This window comes from Methanofervidicoccus abyssi, assembly GCF_004310395.1.
In the GTDB taxonomy this organism is placed as follows: Archaea; AGJL01; Methanococci; order Methanococcales; family Methanococcaceae; genus Methanofervidicoccus; species Methanofervidicoccus abyssi.
This window is the reverse complement of sequence record NZ_BFAX01000004.1, coordinates 238,672-260,181: the sequence shown is the minus strand read 5'-3', so window position 1 is coordinate 260,181 and position 21,510 is coordinate 238,672. Positions and strand designations below refer to the sequence as shown.

17 protein-coding genes are annotated in these 21,510 nt (G+C 36.6%); 5 read left to right on the top strand and 12 right to left on the bottom strand.

Annotated elements, in window-relative coordinates; all coding sequences use genetic code 11:
- The first annotated feature begins 206 nt into the window (after window positions 1-206).
- From MHHB_RS05570 to MHHB_RS05555, 4 genes are all read left to right on the top strand, one after another.
- Entirely contained in the window at window positions 207-875 is a 669-nt protein-coding gene (locus tag MHHB_RS05570; protein WP_131007768.1) for a thymidylate synthase, read from the top strand.
- A 5-nt stretch (window positions 876-880) separates the two neighbouring features.
- The gene (locus tag MHHB_RS05565) at window positions 881-1,708 is read left to right on the top strand and encodes a pantoate kinase (RefSeq protein ID WP_131007673.1); all 828 of its coding nucleotides are present in this window, start codon (window positions 881-883) and stop codon (window positions 1,706-1,708) included.
- Window positions 1,701-3,656 carry a methionine--tRNA ligase gene (gene metG, locus MHHB_RS05560; RefSeq protein WP_131007672.1) on the top strand — a complete coding sequence of 652 codons (1,956 nt, stop codon included), beginning with the start codon at window positions 1,701-1,703 and terminating at the stop codon, window positions 3,654-3,656. Before MHHB_RS05565 ends, metG begins: the two co-directional genes overlap by 8 nt.
- Before the next feature lie 130 nt (window positions 3,657-3,786).
- Window positions 3,787-4,161 carry a dihydroneopterin aldolase family protein gene (locus MHHB_RS05555; RefSeq protein WP_131007671.1) on the top strand — a complete coding sequence of 125 codons (375 nt, stop codon included), beginning with the start codon at window positions 3,787-3,789 and terminating at the stop codon, window positions 4,159-4,161.
- Between the two features lie 417 nt (window positions 4,162-4,578).
- Here the strand turns inward: MHHB_RS05555 and leuS are convergent, their stop codons facing one another.
- Window positions 4,579-7,449 carry a leucine--tRNA ligase gene (gene leuS, locus MHHB_RS05550; RefSeq protein WP_131007670.1) on the bottom strand — a complete coding sequence of 957 codons (2,871 nt, stop codon included), beginning with the start codon at window positions 7,447-7,449 and terminating at the stop codon, window positions 4,579-4,581.
- Between the two features lie 101 nt (window positions 7,450-7,550).
- On the opposite strand from leuS, the gene purQ reads away from it, so the two are divergent.
- Window positions 7,551-8,237, top strand: coding sequence for a phosphoribosylformylglycinamidine synthase I (gene purQ, locus MHHB_RS05545; RefSeq protein ID WP_131007669.1), 687 nt, complete (start codon window positions 7,551-7,553; stop codon window positions 8,235-8,237).
- A 368-nt stretch (window positions 8,238-8,605) separates the two neighbouring features.
- Here purQ and MHHB_RS05540 read toward each other — a convergent pair whose 3' ends face one another.
- The 11 genes from MHHB_RS05540 to hemL all read right to left on the bottom strand — a co-directional run bounded on the left by MHHB_RS05540 (window position 8,606) and on the right by hemL (window position 21,505).
- Window positions 8,606-10,804 (bottom strand): CDC48 family AAA ATPase, encoded by a 2,199-nt coding sequence (locus MHHB_RS05540; RefSeq protein WP_131007668.1) that lies wholly within the window; start codon window positions 10,802-10,804, stop codon window positions 8,606-8,608.
- A gap of 256 nt (window positions 10,805-11,060) precedes the next feature.
- The gene (locus MHHB_RS05535) at window positions 11,061-11,417 is read right to left on the bottom strand and encodes a hypothetical protein (protein WP_131007667.1); all 357 of its coding nucleotides are present in this window, start codon (window positions 11,415-11,417) and stop codon (window positions 11,061-11,063) included.
- Between the two features lie 111 nt (window positions 11,418-11,528).
- Window positions 11,529-13,184, bottom strand: a complete 1,656-nt coding sequence (locus MHHB_RS05530) for a tRNA uridine(34) 5-carboxymethylaminomethyl modification radical SAM/GNAT enzyme Elp3 (protein ID WP_131007666.1) — start codon at window positions 13,182-13,184, stop codon at window positions 11,529-11,531.
- Between the two features lie 467 nt (window positions 13,185-13,651).
- Window positions 13,652-13,912, bottom strand: a complete 261-nt coding sequence (locus MHHB_RS05525) for a HypC/HybG/HupF family hydrogenase formation chaperone (protein WP_131007767.1) — start codon at window positions 13,910-13,912, stop codon at window positions 13,652-13,654.
- 14 nt (window positions 13,913-13,926) lie between these two features.
- Window positions 13,927-14,430, bottom strand: a complete 504-nt coding sequence (locus tag MHHB_RS05520) for a YqaA family protein (protein ID WP_131007665.1) — start codon at window positions 14,428-14,430, stop codon at window positions 13,927-13,929.
- A gap of 11 nt (window positions 14,431-14,441) precedes the next feature.
- Window positions 14,442-15,041 carry a pyruvate kinase alpha/beta domain-containing protein gene (locus MHHB_RS05515; RefSeq protein WP_192893829.1) on the bottom strand — a complete coding sequence of 200 codons (600 nt, stop codon included), beginning with the start codon at window positions 15,039-15,041 and terminating at the stop codon, window positions 14,442-14,444.
- A 19-nt stretch (window positions 15,042-15,060) separates the two neighbouring features.
- On the bottom strand, window positions 15,061-16,581 hold the full coding sequence (locus MHHB_RS05510; RefSeq protein ID WP_131007664.1) for a polysaccharide deacetylase family protein: 1,521 nt from the start codon (window positions 16,579-16,581) through the stop codon (window positions 15,061-15,063).
- A 49-nt stretch (window positions 16,582-16,630) separates the two neighbouring features.
- On the bottom strand, window positions 16,631-18,664 hold the full coding sequence (locus tag MHHB_RS05505; RefSeq protein WP_131007663.1) for a glycoside hydrolase family 15 protein: 2,034 nt from the start codon (window positions 18,662-18,664) through the stop codon (window positions 16,631-16,633).
- 123 nt (window positions 18,665-18,787) lie between these two features.
- Window positions 18,788-19,006, bottom strand: coding sequence for a winged helix-turn-helix domain-containing protein (locus MHHB_RS05500; RefSeq protein ID WP_131007662.1), 219 nt, complete (start codon window positions 19,004-19,006; stop codon window positions 18,788-18,790).
- A 40-nt stretch (window positions 19,007-19,046) separates the two neighbouring features.
- On the bottom strand, window positions 19,047-19,811 hold the full coding sequence (locus MHHB_RS05495; RefSeq protein WP_131007661.1) for an adenosylcobinamide amidohydrolase: 765 nt from the start codon (window positions 19,809-19,811) through the stop codon (window positions 19,047-19,049).
- Window positions 19,812-20,218: 407 nt separating this feature from the next.
- Window positions 20,219-21,505 carry a glutamate-1-semialdehyde 2,1-aminomutase gene (gene hemL / locus MHHB_RS05490; protein WP_131007660.1) on the bottom strand — a complete coding sequence of 429 codons (1,287 nt, stop codon included), beginning with the start codon at window positions 21,503-21,505 and terminating at the stop codon, window positions 20,219-20,221.
- Window positions 21,506-21,510: the final 5 nt, after the last annotated feature.

The window sequence follows — 21,510 nt, the reverse complement described above, 5'->3', positions numbered from 1 at the left end:
ATTAGAAAAAATAAAAAACAGAAAACTTTTTGAGAAAAGATTTTCTGAATAACCTCCTTTATCTCAGTGTTCAGAAAATTCTGGGTAATAAATTAATGATCCATTTATTTTTATTGATATACTGTTATTAATTAGTATTTTTATTATAAGGGTTTATTTTTTATTTTTGATAGGAAATTAATTTGAACAAAAAACAGAGGATTGCCATGCTCTCCATCAGAAAACCTTCGGTAAGGGCCAGTTATGAGTACCTAGTTAAAGAGGTGCTTGAAAAAGGAGAAGATATGACAACTGAAGATGGGGAGATCTGTAGGGAGATCAGAAATGTTGTCGTGGAGATAACCAACCCAAAGTTAAAGAGTATCAGTCCAAAGTATCCCTTTGGTAAAAACGCTGTGGAGCAATATACTAAAAACCTACTTTACGGTTCTGAGAATGAATTTTCCTATGACTACCATAGTAGGCTCTTCAAGTATCCTGTAAATGATAATTACATAGATCAAATAAAATATATTATAGAAAAATTAGGGGAAGAGAAAAATTCTAGAAGGGCTGTAGCGATAACCTGGCAACCTCTTATAGATATAGAAGTAAGTAAGAGGAAGAGAGGTAGTGTTCCCTGTCTCCAATATATTCAATTTCTTATAAGGGATGATAAACTTTATCAGACTGTACTCTTCAGGAGTAACGATTTACTACTGGCATACCATGCCAACGCCCTTGGATTGATAGCCTTAGGAGAGGTAGTGGCTGAGAGCCTTGGAGTGGAGTATGGAACCTATACCCATCATGGAGTAAGTATGCACATCTACATAGAGAGGGATTACGACTACATCTCTAAATATTTTCCAGAGTGTCTAAAGTATCTCAGGTAATACCTATGTTTGTTCCTGGACATATTACCGGGTTCTTTAGAATCCACAGGGAGAAGGATCCTCTAAGGACAGGTTCAACTGGAGTAGGGATAACTGTAGATAAGGGGGTAACTACAGAAGTGAGATCAGGGGAAGGGAGGATATACTTCAACGATAGGGAGATGGATCTATGTCCCACTAAGGAGATTTTGAATAATATGGGTATAGAAGGATATGATGTTATACACAAATCCCAACTTCCCCTAGGTTGTGGTTTAGGTGTCTCTGGAGGTTGTGCTCTAGGATGTGCCTATGAGTTAGGAAGGATTATGGATCCACAGATGAATAAATTAGAGTTGTTAAAAATAGCCCATATAAGCGAGGTAAGATGTGGAACTGGCCTTGGAGATGTGATGGGACAGTACTTTGGAGGATTTACCATAAGGAAAAAACCAGGTTTTCCTCCAGATGTAAAAAAAATTAATATAAAAGATAAGGACAGATACTATATAGTTGTCGAGATACTTGGGAAGAGAGAAACGAGGGATGTTATAGAAGACCCTAACTGGATAGAGAAGATAAATAAGGTTGGGGATAGGCTATTAAAAGAGATACTGAAAAATCCAACTTTAGAAAACTTTATGGCGCTATCCTACATATTTGTAAAGGAGACTGGCCTTGCATCTGAGGAGATACTATCCCTATGTGAGGATCTAAGTTTCAGTAGGGGAGCTTCCCAGGCCATGCTTGGGGATACCTTATTTGTCCTCTGTACAGATGAGGAGATAAAAGATGTGTTATCTGTACTTAAAAACCCTATAATCTGTAGAATATACGAGGGAAAATATGGGTGAGAGATACTTAATTACAACGGCTTTAGCATATACCAACGGACCGCTGCATTTAGGACATGTTAGAAGTACCTATATACCTGCAGATGTTATGAGAAGGTATTTGAAGATGATAGGTAAGGATGTTGTACATATTGGAGGTACTGATAATCACGGGGTTCCTATTACTATAACTGCAGAAAAAGAAGGTGTCAGTCCTGAAGAGATCGTAAATAAGTATCATGAGGAGATAAAAAGGGATTTAGATAGTTTAAGTATAGAGTTTGACAGTTATGGGAAAACCCACAGTGAGATTCACATAAAAACTGCCCAGGAGTTCTATCTGAAACTAAAAGAAAACAGCTATATCTACGAGAAGGAGATCGAGCAGTTCTACTGTCCTCACTGTAAAAAATTCTTAGCAGATAGATATGTTGAAGGTACCTGTCCCTACTGTGGAGGTGAGGCCAGGGGAGATCACTGTGAGATATGTGGAAGACATCTAGAACCTACAAAGTTGATAGATCCCTACTGTGTAATCTGTAAAGGTACTCCCGAGATAAGGAAAACTAAACATAGGTTCTTTAAGTTAAGTGCCCTAGCTAAAGAATTAAAGGAGTACATTAAAAATTCCAAGATACCAGATTACGTCAAGAATATGGCATACAGATGGATAGAAGAACTTCACGACTGGGATATATCCAGAGATATAAGTTGGGGTGTTCCCCTACCAGATGACAACAGCCAGGTTATGTACGTATGGTTGGAGGCACCGATTGGATATATATCATTTACAAAGATGTTAGGGGATGTCTGGAAGGACTACTGGCTGAAAGATAGAGGTAAAGATGTAGATGTAAATATATGGCACTTCATAGGAAAGGATATCGCCATTCACCATTCAGTATTTTGGCCAGGTATGTTAATCGCCCATGGTGAGTATAACCTTCCAACTTCGGTGATAAGCGGAGGTTATCTGACGTTGGAGAAAAAGAAGATGAGCACAAGTAAGAGATGGGTTGTTTGGGTGAAGGACTTTATAAAATACTTCCATCCAGATTACCTCAGATACTTCCTGATGATCAATGCACCTCTCAATAAGGACTGTGATTTCTCCTTTGAGGACTTTCAGAAGAGGATAAATACTGAGTTAATTGCAATTATAGGAAACTTCATCCATAGGACACTTGTATTTATATACAGGAAGTTTAAGAAAATAATAAAGGTAGATAGAGGTAGATTAAAGGAAGAAGATCTGAAATTATTGGAAAGATGTGAAGAGATAAAAGAGAAATACCATGGACATATGATGGAGTTCAACTTCAAAGAAGCACTTATGGATATTATCCACCTTGCACAGGAGGGTAATAATTACTTCCAAAAGATGGAACCCTGGAATGTGAAGGAAGAGGAGAGGCTTAAGGAGATCCTCTACACCTGTGGAGTAACTGTAAAATATATAATATATCTTCTCTATCCATTTATGCCTAACAAGTGTATGGAACTCTTAGATATAATGAATGAGGAATTAGATCTCGATATAAGAGGTGGCGAGTTGAAGAAAGTAAAGGTAGTGTTTAAAAAGATAGAGAATAAAGAGGTAGAACTTGCCAAAAAGGAGATACTGAATATAAAAGATAAAAAGGAGGAAAACATGATCACAATCGAGGATTTTGCAAAACTCGATCTCAGGATTGGCCAAATACTGGAGGCAGAGGAGATACCTAGATCAAAGAAACTTTTAAAGTTGATAGTAGATATTGGTGATGAGAAGAGACAGATAGTTGCCGGTATAAAGGGCCACTATGCTCCAGAAGAACTTGTAGGTAAGAAGGTAGTGGTTCTCTGTAATCTAAAACCTGCTAAGTTATGTGGGGTGGAGTCTCAGGGGATGATATTAGCAGGAGGAGAAGAGACTGTAGCACTTTTAGTACCTGATAGAGATATTCCTGTAGGTAGTATGATTAAATAGGTTGGACAATGGAGTAAAATTATCTTTGAAAAATTCTCTATCTTTTATAAAATATCATTCTGTTTTTTGATTTTAATAATCTTTTAATATTTTTTTACTTTTTACATATACTCCTAACAGGTGAACCCAGATGAAAATAGAGGAAAAAGACGTATTTAAAAGTTATTTTAAAAATCTTACTCTCCGAGAAAGAGCGGTATTTGAGGGAGGTATCACTTTGGGAGCCTTATTCCACCAGTTTGTAGGTACTCCTGTAAGTTTAAAAAACAGGGAGATACTGGAAAGATCTATAGAGGAATCTATGAAGAACCAGCCCTGTGTCGAAGATATATCTGTTGAGATAGTAGGAAATTTAAAAGAAGATGAATATGTATCTTTGGAGGGAAAGATGTTAGATGTGAAGTTGAAGGTAAAGGTGGAAAATACAGTTGCATACTTGAGATTGAGATATATTAAGGAGTTAAACTATCCTCTAATGTACGTTGAGAGGATAGATGAAGAATGATTATAGTAACAGGAACTATAATACTAAACAATACGAAGAGAGTCTTAATTAAAAATATATGGAAAAACATGTACAAGTGATGTAAATGCAAATAACAACATCGATCCTGTCAAATATAAGTACTAGTTAAAATAATGATAATGAAAATTAGTAAAAAAATAAAAAATAAAAAAACCTGAAAAGGATGAAACAGAATACCGTCTATCCTTCCAGTGCTTAGTATGAACCAGTAGAATTAAGGACTCTATGTTTTTTGCCCTACTACTTTGTTTCCCCAGTATCCAGTTTAGCTTGGGGATAAGAGCTTACTTTTTTCCACCTTGGAAATTTCTATCTTTAGTATTCAGAAGATTATTTATTATTATCACTATATTTTTTTAATAACTATATTATTTTTAATAAAAATTTTAATAGAAACTAGTCCTCTAAATATATAGCAACCCTGTAAGGTATCGCCTGTCTTTTTTTGTTCTTTTTATCCTTACCGTTTATTATAACTTCACATCCAAACTTTCTCTCAATTAGAGATTTTCCATCTTTGAGTATCTCTTTCTCATTAATTACAGGTTTTACACCTACTTCCATAATATCCCTTACCAGTTTTGGTATCTCCTTTCCATATCTTCTAAATTCTGGATTTCTCATTATTATAGGTATCAATTCCTTAATACTCTTATCTTTATTTTCATTCATTATTTTAAGTACTTCGTATTTCCAACTATCTGCAGTATAAAGGTATATCTTCTTAGGTTCTATCTTTGCTATCTCAACTATTCTCCTTATATCCTCTATGGTTGAGGCTAAAAACTCCTCTCCCAGCTCTAAGGTATCGTCTATATATCTATCCTCAGCCATTGGGTAGGTTTCCAATGAGATGTATGTCTCCTTTCCAAAGAGTTCCCATATCTCCTCACAGAGATGTGGAGTTATTGGCGCTAGGATCTTTACCCATGTCTCTGCAACGAATCTGAGTAGTTTTTTATTATTCCCTCCTCTTCTCTTATACCATCTTAAGTCGTTAATCAACTGATAGAATAGAACGCCTACCTTTCTAAGTTGGAAGGTGTTATATGATTCATCTGAAAGTTTTATAGCCTTATGAAGTCTATGAAGGAGCCACTTATCTATAACACTTAACTCCTCATAGTTCAGATCCCCTGAAGAGACATCTGCAACCTCCTGGGCAAACTGGTAGAACTTCTCCAAGTTATCCTTAACTTTCTCTATCTCCTTAAACTTTACATCTGCATCATGTGGGAGTTCTGCACAGGTGGTGATGTAGAATCTTCCAACATCTGGTCCATACGTTTCTGCAACTTCCTCCACTGGAAGAAGGGGCCCCTTAGACTTTGAGAGTTTCTTACCTTCTATGGTGACGTACCCATTTACCACGATACCCTTAGGCCAGAACTTCTCTGGGAAGAGTGCAACATGGTTAAATATCATAAAGGTTAGGTGGTTGGATATTAGATCCTTGGCGGAGCATCTCCAATCTAACGGGTAGAAGTAGGAGAACTCCCTCCTCATCTCTTCTATTAACTCCTTAGAAATTCCCGTCATCTTTGATATCTCCTTAATATCTCCCTTACCGTAGAATATGTAATTGAAGAGTTGAGGTGTAAGTTGTTCTTCCCTTATGTTGTGTATGTTTATAGTCTTTCCTATGGTGTAGTATGCCATATAGATAGTACTATCTGAGAGGCTCTCTATAACCCAGTCCTTATCGAAGGGTAGTCTAGTCCCAAGCCCCCTCCTCCTTGCACATGCCTTATCCTTCATCCAGTCTATTTTGTTGTGGAACTCTTTCTTCAGAGATTCTGGGATAAACTCCATTCTATCTACACATTTATGGGCCAATTTCTTCCACTCCTCATCTGAGTATGTTATGAACCACTGTCCCTTAACTAACTTCACAACACATTTAGATCCACATCTACAGATAACCCTGGGTTCTGAGAACTCATATAGTATCTCACCTATTCCCTTCTCTAAGAGATCCCTTGTAATAACATCCTTAACTTCTCTAATAGCCATTCCACTGTATTTACCACAGTTCTCGTTAAGTATTCCCTTGTGATACTCCTCCTTATAGATCTTACTTGTAGCTTCCTCTAACTTTTTTCTATCCTCCTGACTCTTTATTCCCATTTTTTCTACTATCTCCTTTGCAGGATACTTTCCGTAGTTCTCCAGCTCTATAAGTGGTATAAGGTCTTCATCCTTCAACTCCTTACCTACACTTCTATAGTAATCCCTAAGAGCCACGTAGTCGTAAGGTGCGTGGGCAGGGACACTCATAACACATCCAGTACCAACAGACGTATCTACAAACTTAGCAGGATATATAGGAACTTCTCTGTTATTTACAGGGTTTATTACAGTTTTCCCTACAAGTTCTTCCCCCTTTATTTCTTTAATAACCTCGACGACCCTACCTTGGTTTCTCAACTTTTCAGAGGCTTCTTCACTAACTACCCATATACCTTTATATTCCAACTTATCTTCTCCATCAACTTCTTTATACACCTTAACTACAAGGTACTTTCCATCTGGATTTATCCAGGCATTTACTACCCCAAAGACGGTCTCTGGCCTAAGGGTAGCCATAGGTATTATACACTCCTCTTCCTTACCATCTACCTCTATCCTACCTTTAAACTTTATTAGGACATACTCCACGAGTGTCGCATCTTCTCCCTCTAGAAGATCGTGATCCTCAACTGGGTTATCACAGCATGGACAGTATCTAACTGGATGGGAACCTTTTTTTATATATCCTTTCTCTTTCAACTTCAGGAACTGCCACTCTATAAACTTCTTAAACCTCCCGTCATCTGTTGTAAAGTTTCTCCTCCAATCTAAGGAGAATCCCATCTTCTTAAAGGCGTTAGTTGCCCTCTTGGAGAAATACTCCACTATAGCTTCTGGACTATCTAACTTTAGAAGTTCCTTCATAGGTATATTATGTAATTTGTTGTAGGCTTCTAGTGTCTTCTTATCCCTCTTCTTTATAAGTTCTGCTAAACCTAAGATAGGTGTTCCAGTCACATGGTATCCTATAGTCCAGAGTACCTTCTTACCTTTCATCCTTTGATACCTTGCTACGACTTCTGGTATGGTAAATGTCCTCAGATGTCCAGCGTGGAGAACCCCGTTAAGGTATGGAAAAGCTGCAGTTATAAAGAACTTGTTTTTATCATCTGGATCTCCTGCATCTATTTCGAATATTCTATCTTCCTCCCATTTTTTCTGCCATTTTTCACCGATTTTGATAAAATCTACCGTCATAGTCATCCCGTTCATTTTTTTAATTTTTTAATTATTATAAAAGTATTTAAAAATATATAGGGATATATAATATTACCCATACAGGTTTTTTAAGTGATAAAATGAATATCGCAGTGATAAAGTTTCTAGGTACTAACTGTGAAGAAGACGTCTGTCGTAGTATTAGATTGGCAGGAGGAAATCCTCAAATTGTATGGTTCACAGAGAGAGATCTAAGTAAATTCGACGGAGCAGTTATACCTGGGGGTTTCTCCTATGGAGACTATCTGAGGGCAGGTGCCATAGGTGCAAGGACACCTGTAATAGAAGGATTGAGAAACATGGTGGAGATGGGGAAACCAGTTTTAGGTATCTGTAACGGTGCCCAAATTGGATTGGAGGCTGGATTCTCAAAGGGTGCATTAACTAACAACATCAACTGGAGGTTCATATGTAAGTGGGTTTATCTAAGGGTGGAAAATAACAAAACACCTTTTACAAGAGGATATAAAAAAGGAGAGGTTATAAGAATGCCTATAGCTCATGGAGAAGGTAGGTTCTATATAGATGAAGATGGTCTCCAGGAGATGTATAAAAAGAAGATGATCGTATTTAAATACTGTAATGAAGATGGAGAGATTACGGAAGATGCTAATCCCAACGGTTCTATAGACAACATAGCAGGAGTGTGTAATGAGAAAGGTAACTGTGTCTTACTAATGCCTCACCCTGAGAGAGCTTCGGAAAAGATACTAGGTTCTACAGATGGACTCCTAATGTTTAAAAGTATGTTGCAGAGTATACAATAAAAATCTGGAACCGATAAAAATATAGTAATAAACAAAAGAACAATAAAAATAATAAATAGTATAAAGATTAGTAAAAAATGAAAAAGGGATAAAAAACGCCTTATAGGATATAAAAGGATTGTAGTATGGAAGACAAAAGGACGTCCCAATAATTAAGACACTTCGTATTGAATTTATAAAATTTATAAATTTTATAAATCTAAAGTATTTGATGAACCTTGATAAGAATTTATATTATTTTTCATCTGTTATTATTTTTTTGTTATAATTACTAGGGTTGCCAATTTTAACACCATGAATGGTGAACTCCTTATATATAACAGATCATCGCCGTAATACACAATAAAAATAAAAAATAAAATTTTTGATTACCTGTGATACTCTGAGTATTCTTTCTTATCGGAGATCTCTACCGTTGTTCCTCTTCCATACTCTTCTGCCAATCTCTTATATATTTCCATATCCTCCTTTCTTACAGATGGTTTTATCTTCTTCATAGCCTCCTCGAAGTGTCTCATCTCTACCTTCTCTGCATTTATATTCTCTCTCAGTGCTATCATTGCAGCCTCCCTACATATAGCCTCTATATCTGCTCCAGTGTATCCCTCTGTCTTCTCTGCTAACTTCTTCAGATCTACATCTTCTGCAAGAGGCATCTTCTTAGTATGGACTTTGAATATTTCATACCTTGCCTCCTTATCAGGAAGTGGTACTAACAGTACTCTGTCCAACCTTCCAGGTCTTAGGAGTGCTGGATCCAATATATCAGGTCTGTTGGTTGCAGCAATTACCACTACATCCTTAGGTTCCTCGAGACCGTCTAACTCAGTTAGCAACTGATTTACAACCTTCTCAGTTACTCCACTACTTCCAATATCCATACCTCTTCTTGGGGCTATACTGTCTATCTCGTCGAAGAATATTACCGTTGGAGCAGTCTGTCTAGCCTTTCTGAATATCTCCCTTATTGCCTTCTCACTCTCTCCAACCCACTTCGAGAATATCTCAGGTCCCTTCACACTTATGAAGTTTGCATCAGACTCGTTTGCAACAGCCTTTGCAAGGAGTGTCTTACCTGTTCCTGGTGGTCCAAAGAGTAGTATTCCCTTAGGAGGTCTTATACCCATCCTTTCAAATACCTCTTTATGTTTCAGTGGCCACTCAACAGCTTCTCTTAACTCCTGCTTTACGTCCTCCAATCCACCGATGTCATCCCATTTAACATCTGGGACCTCTACAAGTACTTCTCTTAGAGCAGAGGGCTCTACTTCCTTTAGAGCCTCCTTGAAGTCCTCCATTGTTACCTCTATCTTATCTAATATTTCCTTTGGTATCTCCTCCTTCTCGAGATCTAAGTCTGGAAGTATCCTCCTAAGTGTTTTCATCGCAGCCTCCTTACATAATGCAGCTAGATCTGCCCCCACAAACCCATGAGTGATCTCTGCTAAGTATTCAAGATCTACGTCCTTAGCCAATGGCATGTTTCTAGTGTGTATCTGGAGTATCTCCAATCTACCTTTCTTATCTGGAACACCTATGGTGATCTCCCTGTCGAATCTACCTGGTCTTCTCAATGCTGGATCAAGTGCATCAGGCCTGTTAGTTGCAGCTATAACTACAACCTGCCCTCTACTCTCGAGACCATCCATCAAGGTTAGAAGTTGTGCAACCATCCTCCTTTCAACTTCTCCAGTAGCTTCGTCCCTCTTTGGTGCTATAGCATCTATCTCATCTATGAATATTATAGATGGTGCGTTCTCTTCAGCCTCCTTGAATATTCTCCTCAGGTTCTCCTCAGTTTCTCCCACGTACTTACTCATTATTTCTGGACCGTTTATACTGTAGAAATTAGCCCCTGCTTCGTTTGCAACAGCCTTTGCAAGGAGTGTCTTACCTGTTCCTGGTGGACCGACGAGGAGTACCCCTTTAGGTGGTTCTATACCAAGTTTATCGAATAACTCTGGATATCTCATTGGTAGTTCTACCATCTCCCTTATCTTTTTAACTTCCTCCTTCAACCCACCTATATCTTCGTAGGTTATATCTGGTATTTTAGTCTCTTTAATCTCTGATACAGGTTCTTCCTTCAACTCAACTTTTGTTAATTCGGTTATTCTAACAACACCTTTGGGTGATGTTGATACTACTATAAATGGGAATGCAGTACCTAACACCCCTATTACTACTTTGGATCCCTTACTTACAACTTGACCAACTAACCTGCTTTTGACATACTCTTCAAATCCACTACTGAATCTAACATGCTGCATTGGGGCAAGTACAATTTTTGTAGCATTTTTAACCTCGGCCTTCTTTACCTTAACCTTATCTCCAATTCCAGCTTTAGCATTCTGTCTCAGAATACCATCCATCCTTATAATACCTTTCCCTTTATCCTCCAAGTACCCTCTCCATACAGTGGCATAAGCCTTTGATTTCCCAGCTATCTCTACAACATCACCAGGTCTTAGATCTAACTTCTCCATGATTTCTGGATCTATCCTGACGATTCCTTTACCAACATCCCCTTGATAAGCTTCTGCTACAATTAGTTCTACTTCTGTCATACTCTACCACCTACATATAATACTGTTTTGGTAATAATATATCTGTTATTTTATTAGGTGATAATATATACTATTATTGTACATGCTTATATAGAAATTTTTTCTCTTTTATTAGATTTTGTGTTGTTATACCTTTGAACTTCTATATAAAATTTTCGTTTGTATGTATAAATATACACAACTATACTTTGGCCCCTATCAGAGAGATGATTAAAAAAATAGTTATAAATAACCAATAAAAATAAAACCATTGTATCTATTTCTCGCTTATATATATTATGTTGAACCTATAATACCGTGTAAATCTGCAGTTTCTACATCTTACATACATCCCAGCCACTGTAATAAGTATATCCTGGATTGCGTATCTTTTACAGTTGTAACATTCTGCCTCTTTTTCCAATAACCAATTATCGTACAGGAGTTTTTTATCTTTCTCACACTCTATAACGTTGTTATTATCAATATATACATTTTTAATAATATAACACCTTGTAGCTCCACAATTGGAACATTTAACAAAAGCCTGATTTGGGTATATCTCTATTATTTGATCTGCCAGTTTACTACAGTTGTAACATCTACTTCTTTTTGTTAAAGTCCAAAATTCCATACAACCTCCTCCCTTATATTCTTATAATAATGTTGGATAGTATGTATTTATTATTCGATAAATTATAAATAATTAAAACAGTAAAAAAGCAGGTTATCCATTTTAGTTTTCCTATCTTAACTCCTTCCCCATGTACGGACCAATCCTTCTGTATCCTAACTTCCTGTAATACCCCCTTGCACCTATACCACTTGTAACAAGTATCTTCTTCATGTGATACTCCTCCCTTGCTATTCTCTCTGCTTCTCTAAGTAGGGATCTACCATAGCCCCTATGTTGCCACAGTATCTCTTCCTCTCTGTAACCTTCTCCAAATAGTGCCTGTTCCTGACCACATACGTGCAACTGTCTAACTAATGCAGTTTTATCGTCTATCTCTGGCCTAAAGGGTTTATATGGTATCCTTAACCTTAGATATCCTATAAGAATATCTTTCTCGACATCCTCGTAGGATAAGAATATCTCATGACCTCCACTTGCACTGTAATCCTCTCTACAGAGTTTTATATTCTCGGGATCTGGGTATATACCCTTCTTGTATATTACATGTCCAACCTCCCTACACCTTATGCATCTACACCTTATGCCTGATTTTTCTAAAGTCTTATACACTAACTCTCCTAAGTTACTTTTCTTAACACCATCTACAATAACAGTTGCTGGAATATCCCTCTGTATCCTCGACGTCCTAACCCATTTTGGCATTATGGACTTTGCATATACTATGATATCTACAGCCTCCTTTTCCCCTATAGGTTTAAATTTCCCCTCTTTCCACAGTTTATAGAGCTTAGTTCCTTCTAATACGAGACATGGATAAATCTTTACAAGATCAGGCCTAAAATCTGGGTTACTGAATATCTCCTTAAATACCTTCTTATCCATCTCTACTGTGGAACCTGGAAGACCTGGCATAATATGATAGGAGACCTTTAAACCACTATCCTTCAAAAGTTGTGTTGCCCTTATGGTATCCTCAACTGTATGGCCCCTTTCAACGTATTCCAAGATACGGTTGTATATGGTCTGAACTCCCAACTCCACCCTGGTGGTGCCTAACTTGAGCATTTGATTTATCTCCTTTTCACCACAGTAGTCAGGCCTAGTCTCCACTGTAAGAGCTACACATCTATGTTTAGCAGTTTCATTTATTTTTTGTGCTTCTTCCAGAGTATTAGAGAACCTCTCGTTGAGAGCATCTAAGCATCCCTTTATAAAGTTATCCTGGTACTCCATATCTCTTGCAGGAAACGTCCCTCCCATAATAATAAGCTCGATCTTATCTGTAGGATGTCCTATCTTCTCCAGTTGTCTTATTCTCTCCTTAGTTTGGACGTAGGGATCGAAATTGTACATGAGGCCCCTCATTGTAGCAGGCTCCCTCCCTGTATAACTCTGAGGCACGTCTCCAAATACACTGTTTATACCTCCTGGACAGAAGATACACTTTCCATGAGGACATTTCTCTGGAGACGTCATAACAGCTACAACTGCTACACCCGAGATTGTTCTAACAGGTTTCTTCCTCAGAATAGGTATTAACTCCCTTTTTTCTTCTTCCGTTGCATACCTAATAATCTCTGAATTTGGTGGAAAACCTATATCCAGTTGGAACTCCCTTATACACTCTCTTTTGATATCTTCTATTTTCTGTTTCTTTTTCTTAGGAGGTAGATTTTTCAATATTTCTTTTTTCTCTAATAAATTCTTAATTATGCATCTTATAAAATCCCTATAGTTGTTTCTATCTATTTTTTGGGTCTTCATAATTTTCACCATTTAAAAACTGTACTGTACAACTATTGAAGATCACAATAACAAAAACAATAATTATAAATAGTATAAAGATGAGAATAATCCCTCGCCGTATCCCTGAGACTATTTTTGGGCATTATAGAAGCGGAGTATGTCTCTATTAAACCTTCATCTATAAGTTTTTATTATAATTTTTTAATTTTAAATATAAATTTTAAACTTTTCAAACTTATAATCAAAAAAATAAAATAAAAAGAGAAAAGGTCTAAAAAGTAGAATTAACGATCCTTTTAATCAATAAAAAATAAAACCATTTAATTATATTCCTTATCTAAGGGATGTTTAGAAAGATTTTATTTTTTTACATTAATTTTTTATTTGTTTTTATTATTATTTTTATTTATACTGATTTTTTTATTATTTTTATCAAGATCCTCCATGGTTGTTGTTAATTTAAAAAAATTTCGTTCAATAAATTATTATTTTTTCTTCTCTTTTTTCTCCAACTCACTTATAGCTTCAAATAACTCCTCCCATGCTTCTAAACTTAACTTTGCATCCTCTTCACTTAACACCTCTAAGGCATACCCTGTATGTATCAGAATGTAATCTCCAACCTTTACATCCTCGAGGAGTGTTAATTTGGCTTTCTGTCTCACTCCCTTATACTCTGCAATAGCATATCTCTCTCCATTTTCTTCAAATATTTCTACAACCTTACATGGTATTGCCAAACACATAATTATAACCTCCTTTAACTTATAATATCTTTTAACAACTTCCAAACATCCGACCCCCAGAATACAAAGGGTAATACAAATACTCCGTGCTTTATTAACCTGCTTAATAGAATGGCAAGAATATACCTATTAAAGGGCATCTCGAAGGCCCCACATATCCAACACATTATTTCAAAAGGTATAGGTGTGAAACTTATAACGATAAAGCCCAACACTCCATACTTCTCAAAGAACTTCTCCCCCTTCCTATACTCTTCCTCCCTGAAAAATCTCAGTGCCAGCTTCTCTCCGTACCTTGAGGATAAATAGTAGGTGACAGTAGACCCCAGTAAGGAGCCTGAGAGAGCAGAAAGGAAGACATACCTCCAATCTAAACCCATAGATATAGCAAATATCATAAATATTTCCGTTGGAAAAGGTTGGAATATAGGTTCAGAGAAACCGATAATAAAGATACCTAGCAATCCGTATTTTTCAACTAATTCTAAAAAGATATGTTTAAGGATCTCTATGTCCATCTTAACCCTACTTATTCGTCCATCCTTCTCTTATCCCTCGGCATACAGATGATCTCCCTTAACTCTATATCGAAGAAGTTCCTTAGATTTGCAGGCTTTATCACAACTGCAGTATCTGCCCCTCTACTTCTCCCACCAATCGCAATTACGTCGTTCTTAGTTTTAATAAGTCCCCCATCTGCAGCCATTAGAGTAATCTCATAACACACCTTCAACCCATGTCCAAAGGTTCTCAATGTATGGGCAATTATCTCCACTGGATAGGCTCCACCAAATTTGTTAGAGATAGCTCTCTCAACACCACTTAGGGCATGAGGACCCATGAATATCTTGGCCCCTCTCTTTTTTAACTCTTCCATAGTCTCTTTACTCATAGTTATTACATCCTTCTCGTGGAACCCCTGATGGTAAGTAACTACAACTACGTTTAGAGGGAGACTCCTCTCTTCCAGTATATCTAAGAGTTTCTTTGCAGTATCTCCGTAGGAAGATGCTACCACTATATCTTTAATATTTAACTCCTGGGCCCTTTCAACTGCTAATTTTAAGGTTTCTTCCGTATTTTGTGCCCCTGCTCTCTCAAAATATACTATAGATTTTTTGATACTCATCCCCTCACCTCGGAATTTTTTAGGAACCTATTATAAAATCTCTGAGATCTTCAATATCTTTCTTTTTATCTTTATCTCTAATATTTTCCTTAGATTTTAAAAATAATATCTCTTTAATTAACTTGTTATTTTCCTCTAACAGATATTCAATCTCTTTATTTTTCTTAAGGAGTTCTCTCTCTAAGTGTTTTATCTTACTGATTAACTCTTCTTCCTTCTTTTTATTGTCTGAACTTGCAACAATATTTTTCAATTTATTTATCTCTTCCTTTAACTTAATAATTCTCTTTGAACATTTACCTGCAATGTAATTTATCAATAAATAACTTTTAAAGTCATATATCACATCCATATAAGTGGCATAGGCGTCGTAGGGAGTTTCAAAGTGGCTAAAGTAGGAATGGACATCCATATCACTTAATCCCTTTGTACATTGATAATAGAAATTATCACTTGTCTGAAGGTTCTTGTATATCTTGTATTCCATCATCTTGTCCATATCAACTTTTTTCTTACCTTCCATATCCTTGGATATTTCATATTTCAACCTAAGATACTTTCCAACGTATCTTCTTATATCTTTCAACCTCTCAAACGATATTCTTTGCATTTTGTTTCCCAACCATGCACTTGTATCCCTCTCAGAGTCAGCCCAAGATATAGTAGAACATTCTAAGACAGTGAATTCTCCCTTAGCTTTACACTTCTCAACGATCTCAGAAGGTGTACTGAATTCAAGGTGTGGATACTTCTCAATTTCTTCTGGAAGGTGTCTTAAAAATTCAAATATACCAGTCTCCTTCCAATGATGTTCTCCAAAAGTCTCATAATCGATATATATAACTATACAATCTCCCTTAGAGTTAGCTAGCCATGAGGCGTACTTATCTGCAGTAAGAGGATACTCTTCCCAGTTTGGAGAAGAAAATCTGAAACCTATATCGTCACTTAACATGTAGTTCCTAAGGAGAACCTTTATACCACAAGGTGCTTCATAGAGGTAGTTTGGAGATCTCCACTCTAATATCCTATCTACACCTTCGGCAAATATACCTTTGAATCCCATATCTTTAACAGTCTCTGCTATTCTGTTGTTGTATATCAACTCTGTGTTTCTGAAGATTTCTACCTTATATTTGAATATATCCTTAATTATCTCCCTATGTTTCTCAATATCCTCTCTAAAATCTTCATGGTCCTCAAAGAGACTGGAAAGAGAGTGGTGGTAAGTTTCCCCTATGATCTCTACGTTACCAGTATCTACCAGATCTTTGAATAGATCCAGCACTTCCTCGTTGAATTCCATAGCCTGTTCCAAAAATACACCTGTAATACTGTAGGCCACCTTTATGTTGTATTCGTCTATCAACTCCAAGATGAGGTTGTTAGTAGGAATATAACATTTATTGGCCACTCTGTTGAATATCTCCCTATTGAGATTTACATCGATATATCTTTCCCACAAATCTTTCTTTTTATTATCAACTGTCTTTTTGAACCTATGAGGCTGGTGGACTTGGAAGTTAAAAGAGATCAGCATAACCATCACTATAAATTTATTAAATTTATTAATATTAAATAATATATTTTTAGGGCATCAGTATATCGTAGTTATCCAAATGCACAGCCATTATTGCAAAGGCATGAGACCATCCTAAGGGAATTGCAGAGAAGGGCGCCCCACTGTCCTTGTGGATCTGTTCAGGGAATAGTTCGTTGTAACAGTGATTTAATACCCAATTGATCAGTTGATGGTATTTCTTATAACAGTGGGATACAATTCTATCCTTAGGTATATTTCCTTCCTTTAAAGATTTTATAATTTCTTTAATCTCTTTTTTATCCTCGACACTGTCTTCACCATCTTCATAACAGACACTGTCTCCATCGAAGTTTAAAGATGGAGTATTCATCCCTTTAGATAATAAATCCACTAATTTCTTGTAGTACATCGCTAGCCAGAGTGTTGTTATTATCCAGGGATTGCCCCCAAAATAAACATCTCCTGGATATCTCCCTATACCTCCTACTAAGTAACTATAGGCACTTTCAACCTGTAGAGCTGTAGATATCATCCTTGGATCATCTGCAGGTATAAGGTTGTATGGAAAACTCAGTCCCAATATACTTGTATCAATAGTTTTATCCAGGGGATTTATAGATTTTGCAAATCTACACTCTTCTTCTAAGTAGAATCCGTTGATAATACTCCTTAAATTCTCTATAGTTGAAAGCCACTTTGAATAATCTCTCTTACAACTACTGTCTATCTTGAAGTTCTCCCTTTCTAGCACTTTGAAAATTTTACATGCAGATTTTAAACCTCCGTAGGTTGCTCCTAGAGTGTATGCAAATACTCCGTATTTCTCTTCCCATAGGTCGTAACAGGGAGATAGAGTTTTAACAGTGTCGGCTAAATAGTTTGCTCCTTTCCTTACCATATCCCAATATTTCTTTAAAAATACCCTATCATTTGTAACTCTGTAGTGTATAAGTATCGCCCATAAAGTGGTGCCAATCTGATCGTTCTGCATCCCTGTAAATCTTGGATTTCCATCTATGTAGTAATTCTGAGTCCACGATCCATCCTTGTTCTGAGTCCTCTTACACCAGTGGAAGAATTTCTCTCCCACATGGGTAATACCACATATATCTAGGGCAACCACCATATAACTTCCATCTCTGTTCCATACATACCTGTAGTCGGGATAGAGGGAAGGAGAAGCAATTATACCTCCCATTGGACTGCAGAGCATCATTATAGTTAATATAGATCTTTTACATACATCCGCGTATTTTAATCTCTTATGTTCTTCATGATCTTTTAAAAAAGTTATATTCAAATTATTCTGTCTGTTCTCTAAGATATCTCTCCAATAAGTAAGAGTCATGTTGTAGAGATCTTTTCTGTTCTTCATGGCAATATTTAATGTGTTTATTACTTCGATAAACCCACGGTCATACCGTCCCCCATGTTCCCTCATAACTATATATATAGGAATGGTTATCTTCTGGGAGATGTTCATAGGATTCACTACAATATCCCAACATAGGGCACTGTCTGTAATAGTCCCCCTAGCTTCCTCCTGTTCTTTGAGTATTCCATTCTCTATATCCTTGTAGGCACTACTATCTGAGTATCTAACTCCACACTGGTAGGAAGACACTTTTCTATTACTACCTATGGAACAGATGTATTTGTTATCATACTTTACGATACAGTTATTATCCTTCATGAACTTAACATTATTCTCCCCTGGATGTTCTCCCATCCTTAAATTCTCGTAGAAAAACAATTTTATATGTTTTTTTTCTTCACTTTTATTGATTATAGATAACTTTTTAACTAAGATATCGTGAGACACTGTGATATAGTCAATAGAAGTTATCAGAAAGGTGTCGTTCTCGTAGATAGTTTTTAAAACGTTAGTATCCTTCAGATACTTCTGGGTTATGTTCCACGAGTAATCCCAGTGCCATCTTGTTTTACTGTCGTAATGTAGTGCAAAGGCAGAGTCAAATATATGTTTCTCAAAACCTAACTGGGGGTAGAAAAGATATTCTATGGTTCCTGAATCATCCAGTTTGGCTAATAACTTTCCATTTCCAACTATACCTACCATACTAACCCCAAATTTACTATATTATTATAAAATTATATTTAACTATAATTGTTAAATAATAATTAAAATAAGAAAATAAAATAATAAAAAATTGGAATATTAATTAAAATATTAATTAAATTTTTATCTCTTCAACCTTATAATCCATTTTTTATTGTCTCTTAGTACCTCTATGTTATCTTCTCTGGCAAGCCAGCCTATTGCCATAACAACTATGGAATCGTTGTATCCCTCCTTTCTAAGAATCTCTTTTATTTTTGTTATATTCTTCTCACCCTCTTTAGACAACAATTCGTATATCCTACCTGCAGTTTTTCCGATTACAGGCCACATATTTTCCATACATCCACCTCAACGGATTATTAATTAATACTTTATCTTTTTATATATTTAAATTATCCTGTTTTATCAAGGACTCTCTTACACTCCTTTTAACAACCTTAGCTATCATTTCCCCTAACTTAGTATGTCCCCCTGTATATCGGACCTTTCTTCCATACCCTTTAACTACTATTACATTATCAGTACCAGTACCTGTCGCCTGTAATTCCGGGTGTTTCGTACTCCTTATATCTAACTCCTGGAATACATTTGTCTTAGCCTCTGTGATTGTTATTATACTCCTCGCCATGGCTCCATCCGTCAAGTTAGCATTTGTTATAAGTATGATATTTACAGTACCTACATTTTTATCTTTAGAGATCTTCCCATCTACTATTCTATAGATTTTAAAGTCTTTCTCTATATAGTAGCTCTCCTCATCCCCTAACCTCACAGCGTTGTACTTCGCCCCAGCAGTTGTAAAGGCCACTACGTAAAACTCGTCAAACTCCTCCTTTGCTATGGCAATATTATTCATATCTGCACCGGTGGATAGAAGGGCTATATCCTCTTCCCTAACTCCTATCTTCCTTAAGACAGTCTCCCTGTATTCCTCGTAGTTATGAACTTTATCCCAGAATGGAACTGGTATAGAAGTGTTACCAACGTATTTTACAACTTTAAACCCCTCCCACGTAGATAATACCTTTCTACTTCTTTCAAACTCTATCAGTAGTGTTGTCGTCTTTTCGGATTCATCTCCTATCTCCACAGTATGTCTTACCTTTAAGGCCTTCCAGTCATCCAATCTGTATATCTCCTCCATACTATCACTAATAAAAAGAGAGTAAAAAAATTTTTTTCTGCCTTACGTAACTAACGGTTTGATGAGTATGATGAATAATTATATTTTCATAATATTTTATAATATTAATAATTTAACTTAAAGTTATTAATGTAAGAACCTATCCAGACAGAGGAAGATAATAAAGTATAAAGAGGTAAGTTTAATTGTAAAACTAAAATGTGAAATTTTCTCCTTCTATGAAGGTTTGGGAAAATATACCTCCAATCCTGGGGGTGGTAGATTACCTGAAGGAGTGCAAGATCGGTGGTATCTCTCCGATAAGCCTAAGGAACTGAAATTGATGTGTACCGAAAATGCATTTGTCATTATTCATTAATTATGGTTAATTTTTTAATTTTTATTTTTTAATTTTTAATAATTATTATTTATTGAAACTTTTTAAATACCTCCTCTATAGCTCTTAAAGTCTCCTCTATTACCTCCCCCTCATGCTTCACAGAAGTAAAACAACATTCAAACTGGGACGGTGGAATGAACACTCCCCTCTTCAAAAGCCCGTAGAAATATCTGTTGAACATCTCAATATTACTCCTCTTGGCACTCTCATAGTCTAAAACCTGTCCATCTGTAAAGTATATCTGGAACATAGATCCTACTCCATTAACACAGTGAGGTATATTTCTCTTTTCTGCACATTCTCCTATAAACTTATATATCTTCTCTGCAGATCTAAAAGTCTTCCTGTAGAAGTCTTCGTCAAGTTGTTCCAACGTTGCAATACCTGCGGTTATGGAGATAGGATTACCGTTAAAGGTACCTGCCTGATACACTGGCCCAGAAGGTGAGAGATGTTCCATCAGATCCTCTCTACCTACTAAGGCACCTATTGGAAATCCACCTCCAAGTATCTTACCTAAGGTAGTTAGATCTGGGATAACCCCGTAGTACTCCTGTGCTCCTCCAGGTGCCAACCTGAACCCTGTGATAACTTCGTCAAATATAAGTAGTATGTCCCACTCCTCCGTAATCTCCCTTACAAACTCCAAGTATCCATCTTTTGGAGGAATACATCCTATATTGCCCATAACTGGCTCCATAATGACGCAACTGATCTCATCCTTATTCTCCTTTATTACCTTTCTAAGAGCGTCCTCGTCATTCAAGGGAACAAGGATAGTATTCCTCGTCGTCTCTTCTGGAATACCTGGGGAGTTAGGCACCCCATGAGTTAGAGCCCCACTACCACTTTTTACAAGTACGTAGTCATGAGCTCCATGGTAAGCTCCATCAAACTTAACGATCTTCTTCCTCCCAGTAATACCTCTTGCCAATCTGATAGCACTCATAGTAGCTTCAGTTCCGGAGTTTACAAATCTTACAATCTCTGCAGATGGTACCCTCTTTACAATTTCCTTTGCAAGTATAATCTCTTTTTCAGTGGGACATCCGTAGAGTGTTCCTCTCTCCAACTGCTCCATTACCTTCTTTATTACGTAGGAATTTCCATGGCCAAGTACCATAGGACCGTAGGCGAGACAGTAGTCTATATACCTGTTTCCATCTACATCAAAGAGGTAGCAGTCTTTTGCATAATCTACGAAGAATGGATGAGGTCTAAAATATCTAACTGGACTATTTACACCCTTTACAAGGTATTTTTTAGCTTCTTCAAATAATTCCTTGGACTTAGATAGGTTCAATCCAATATCCATTCTTT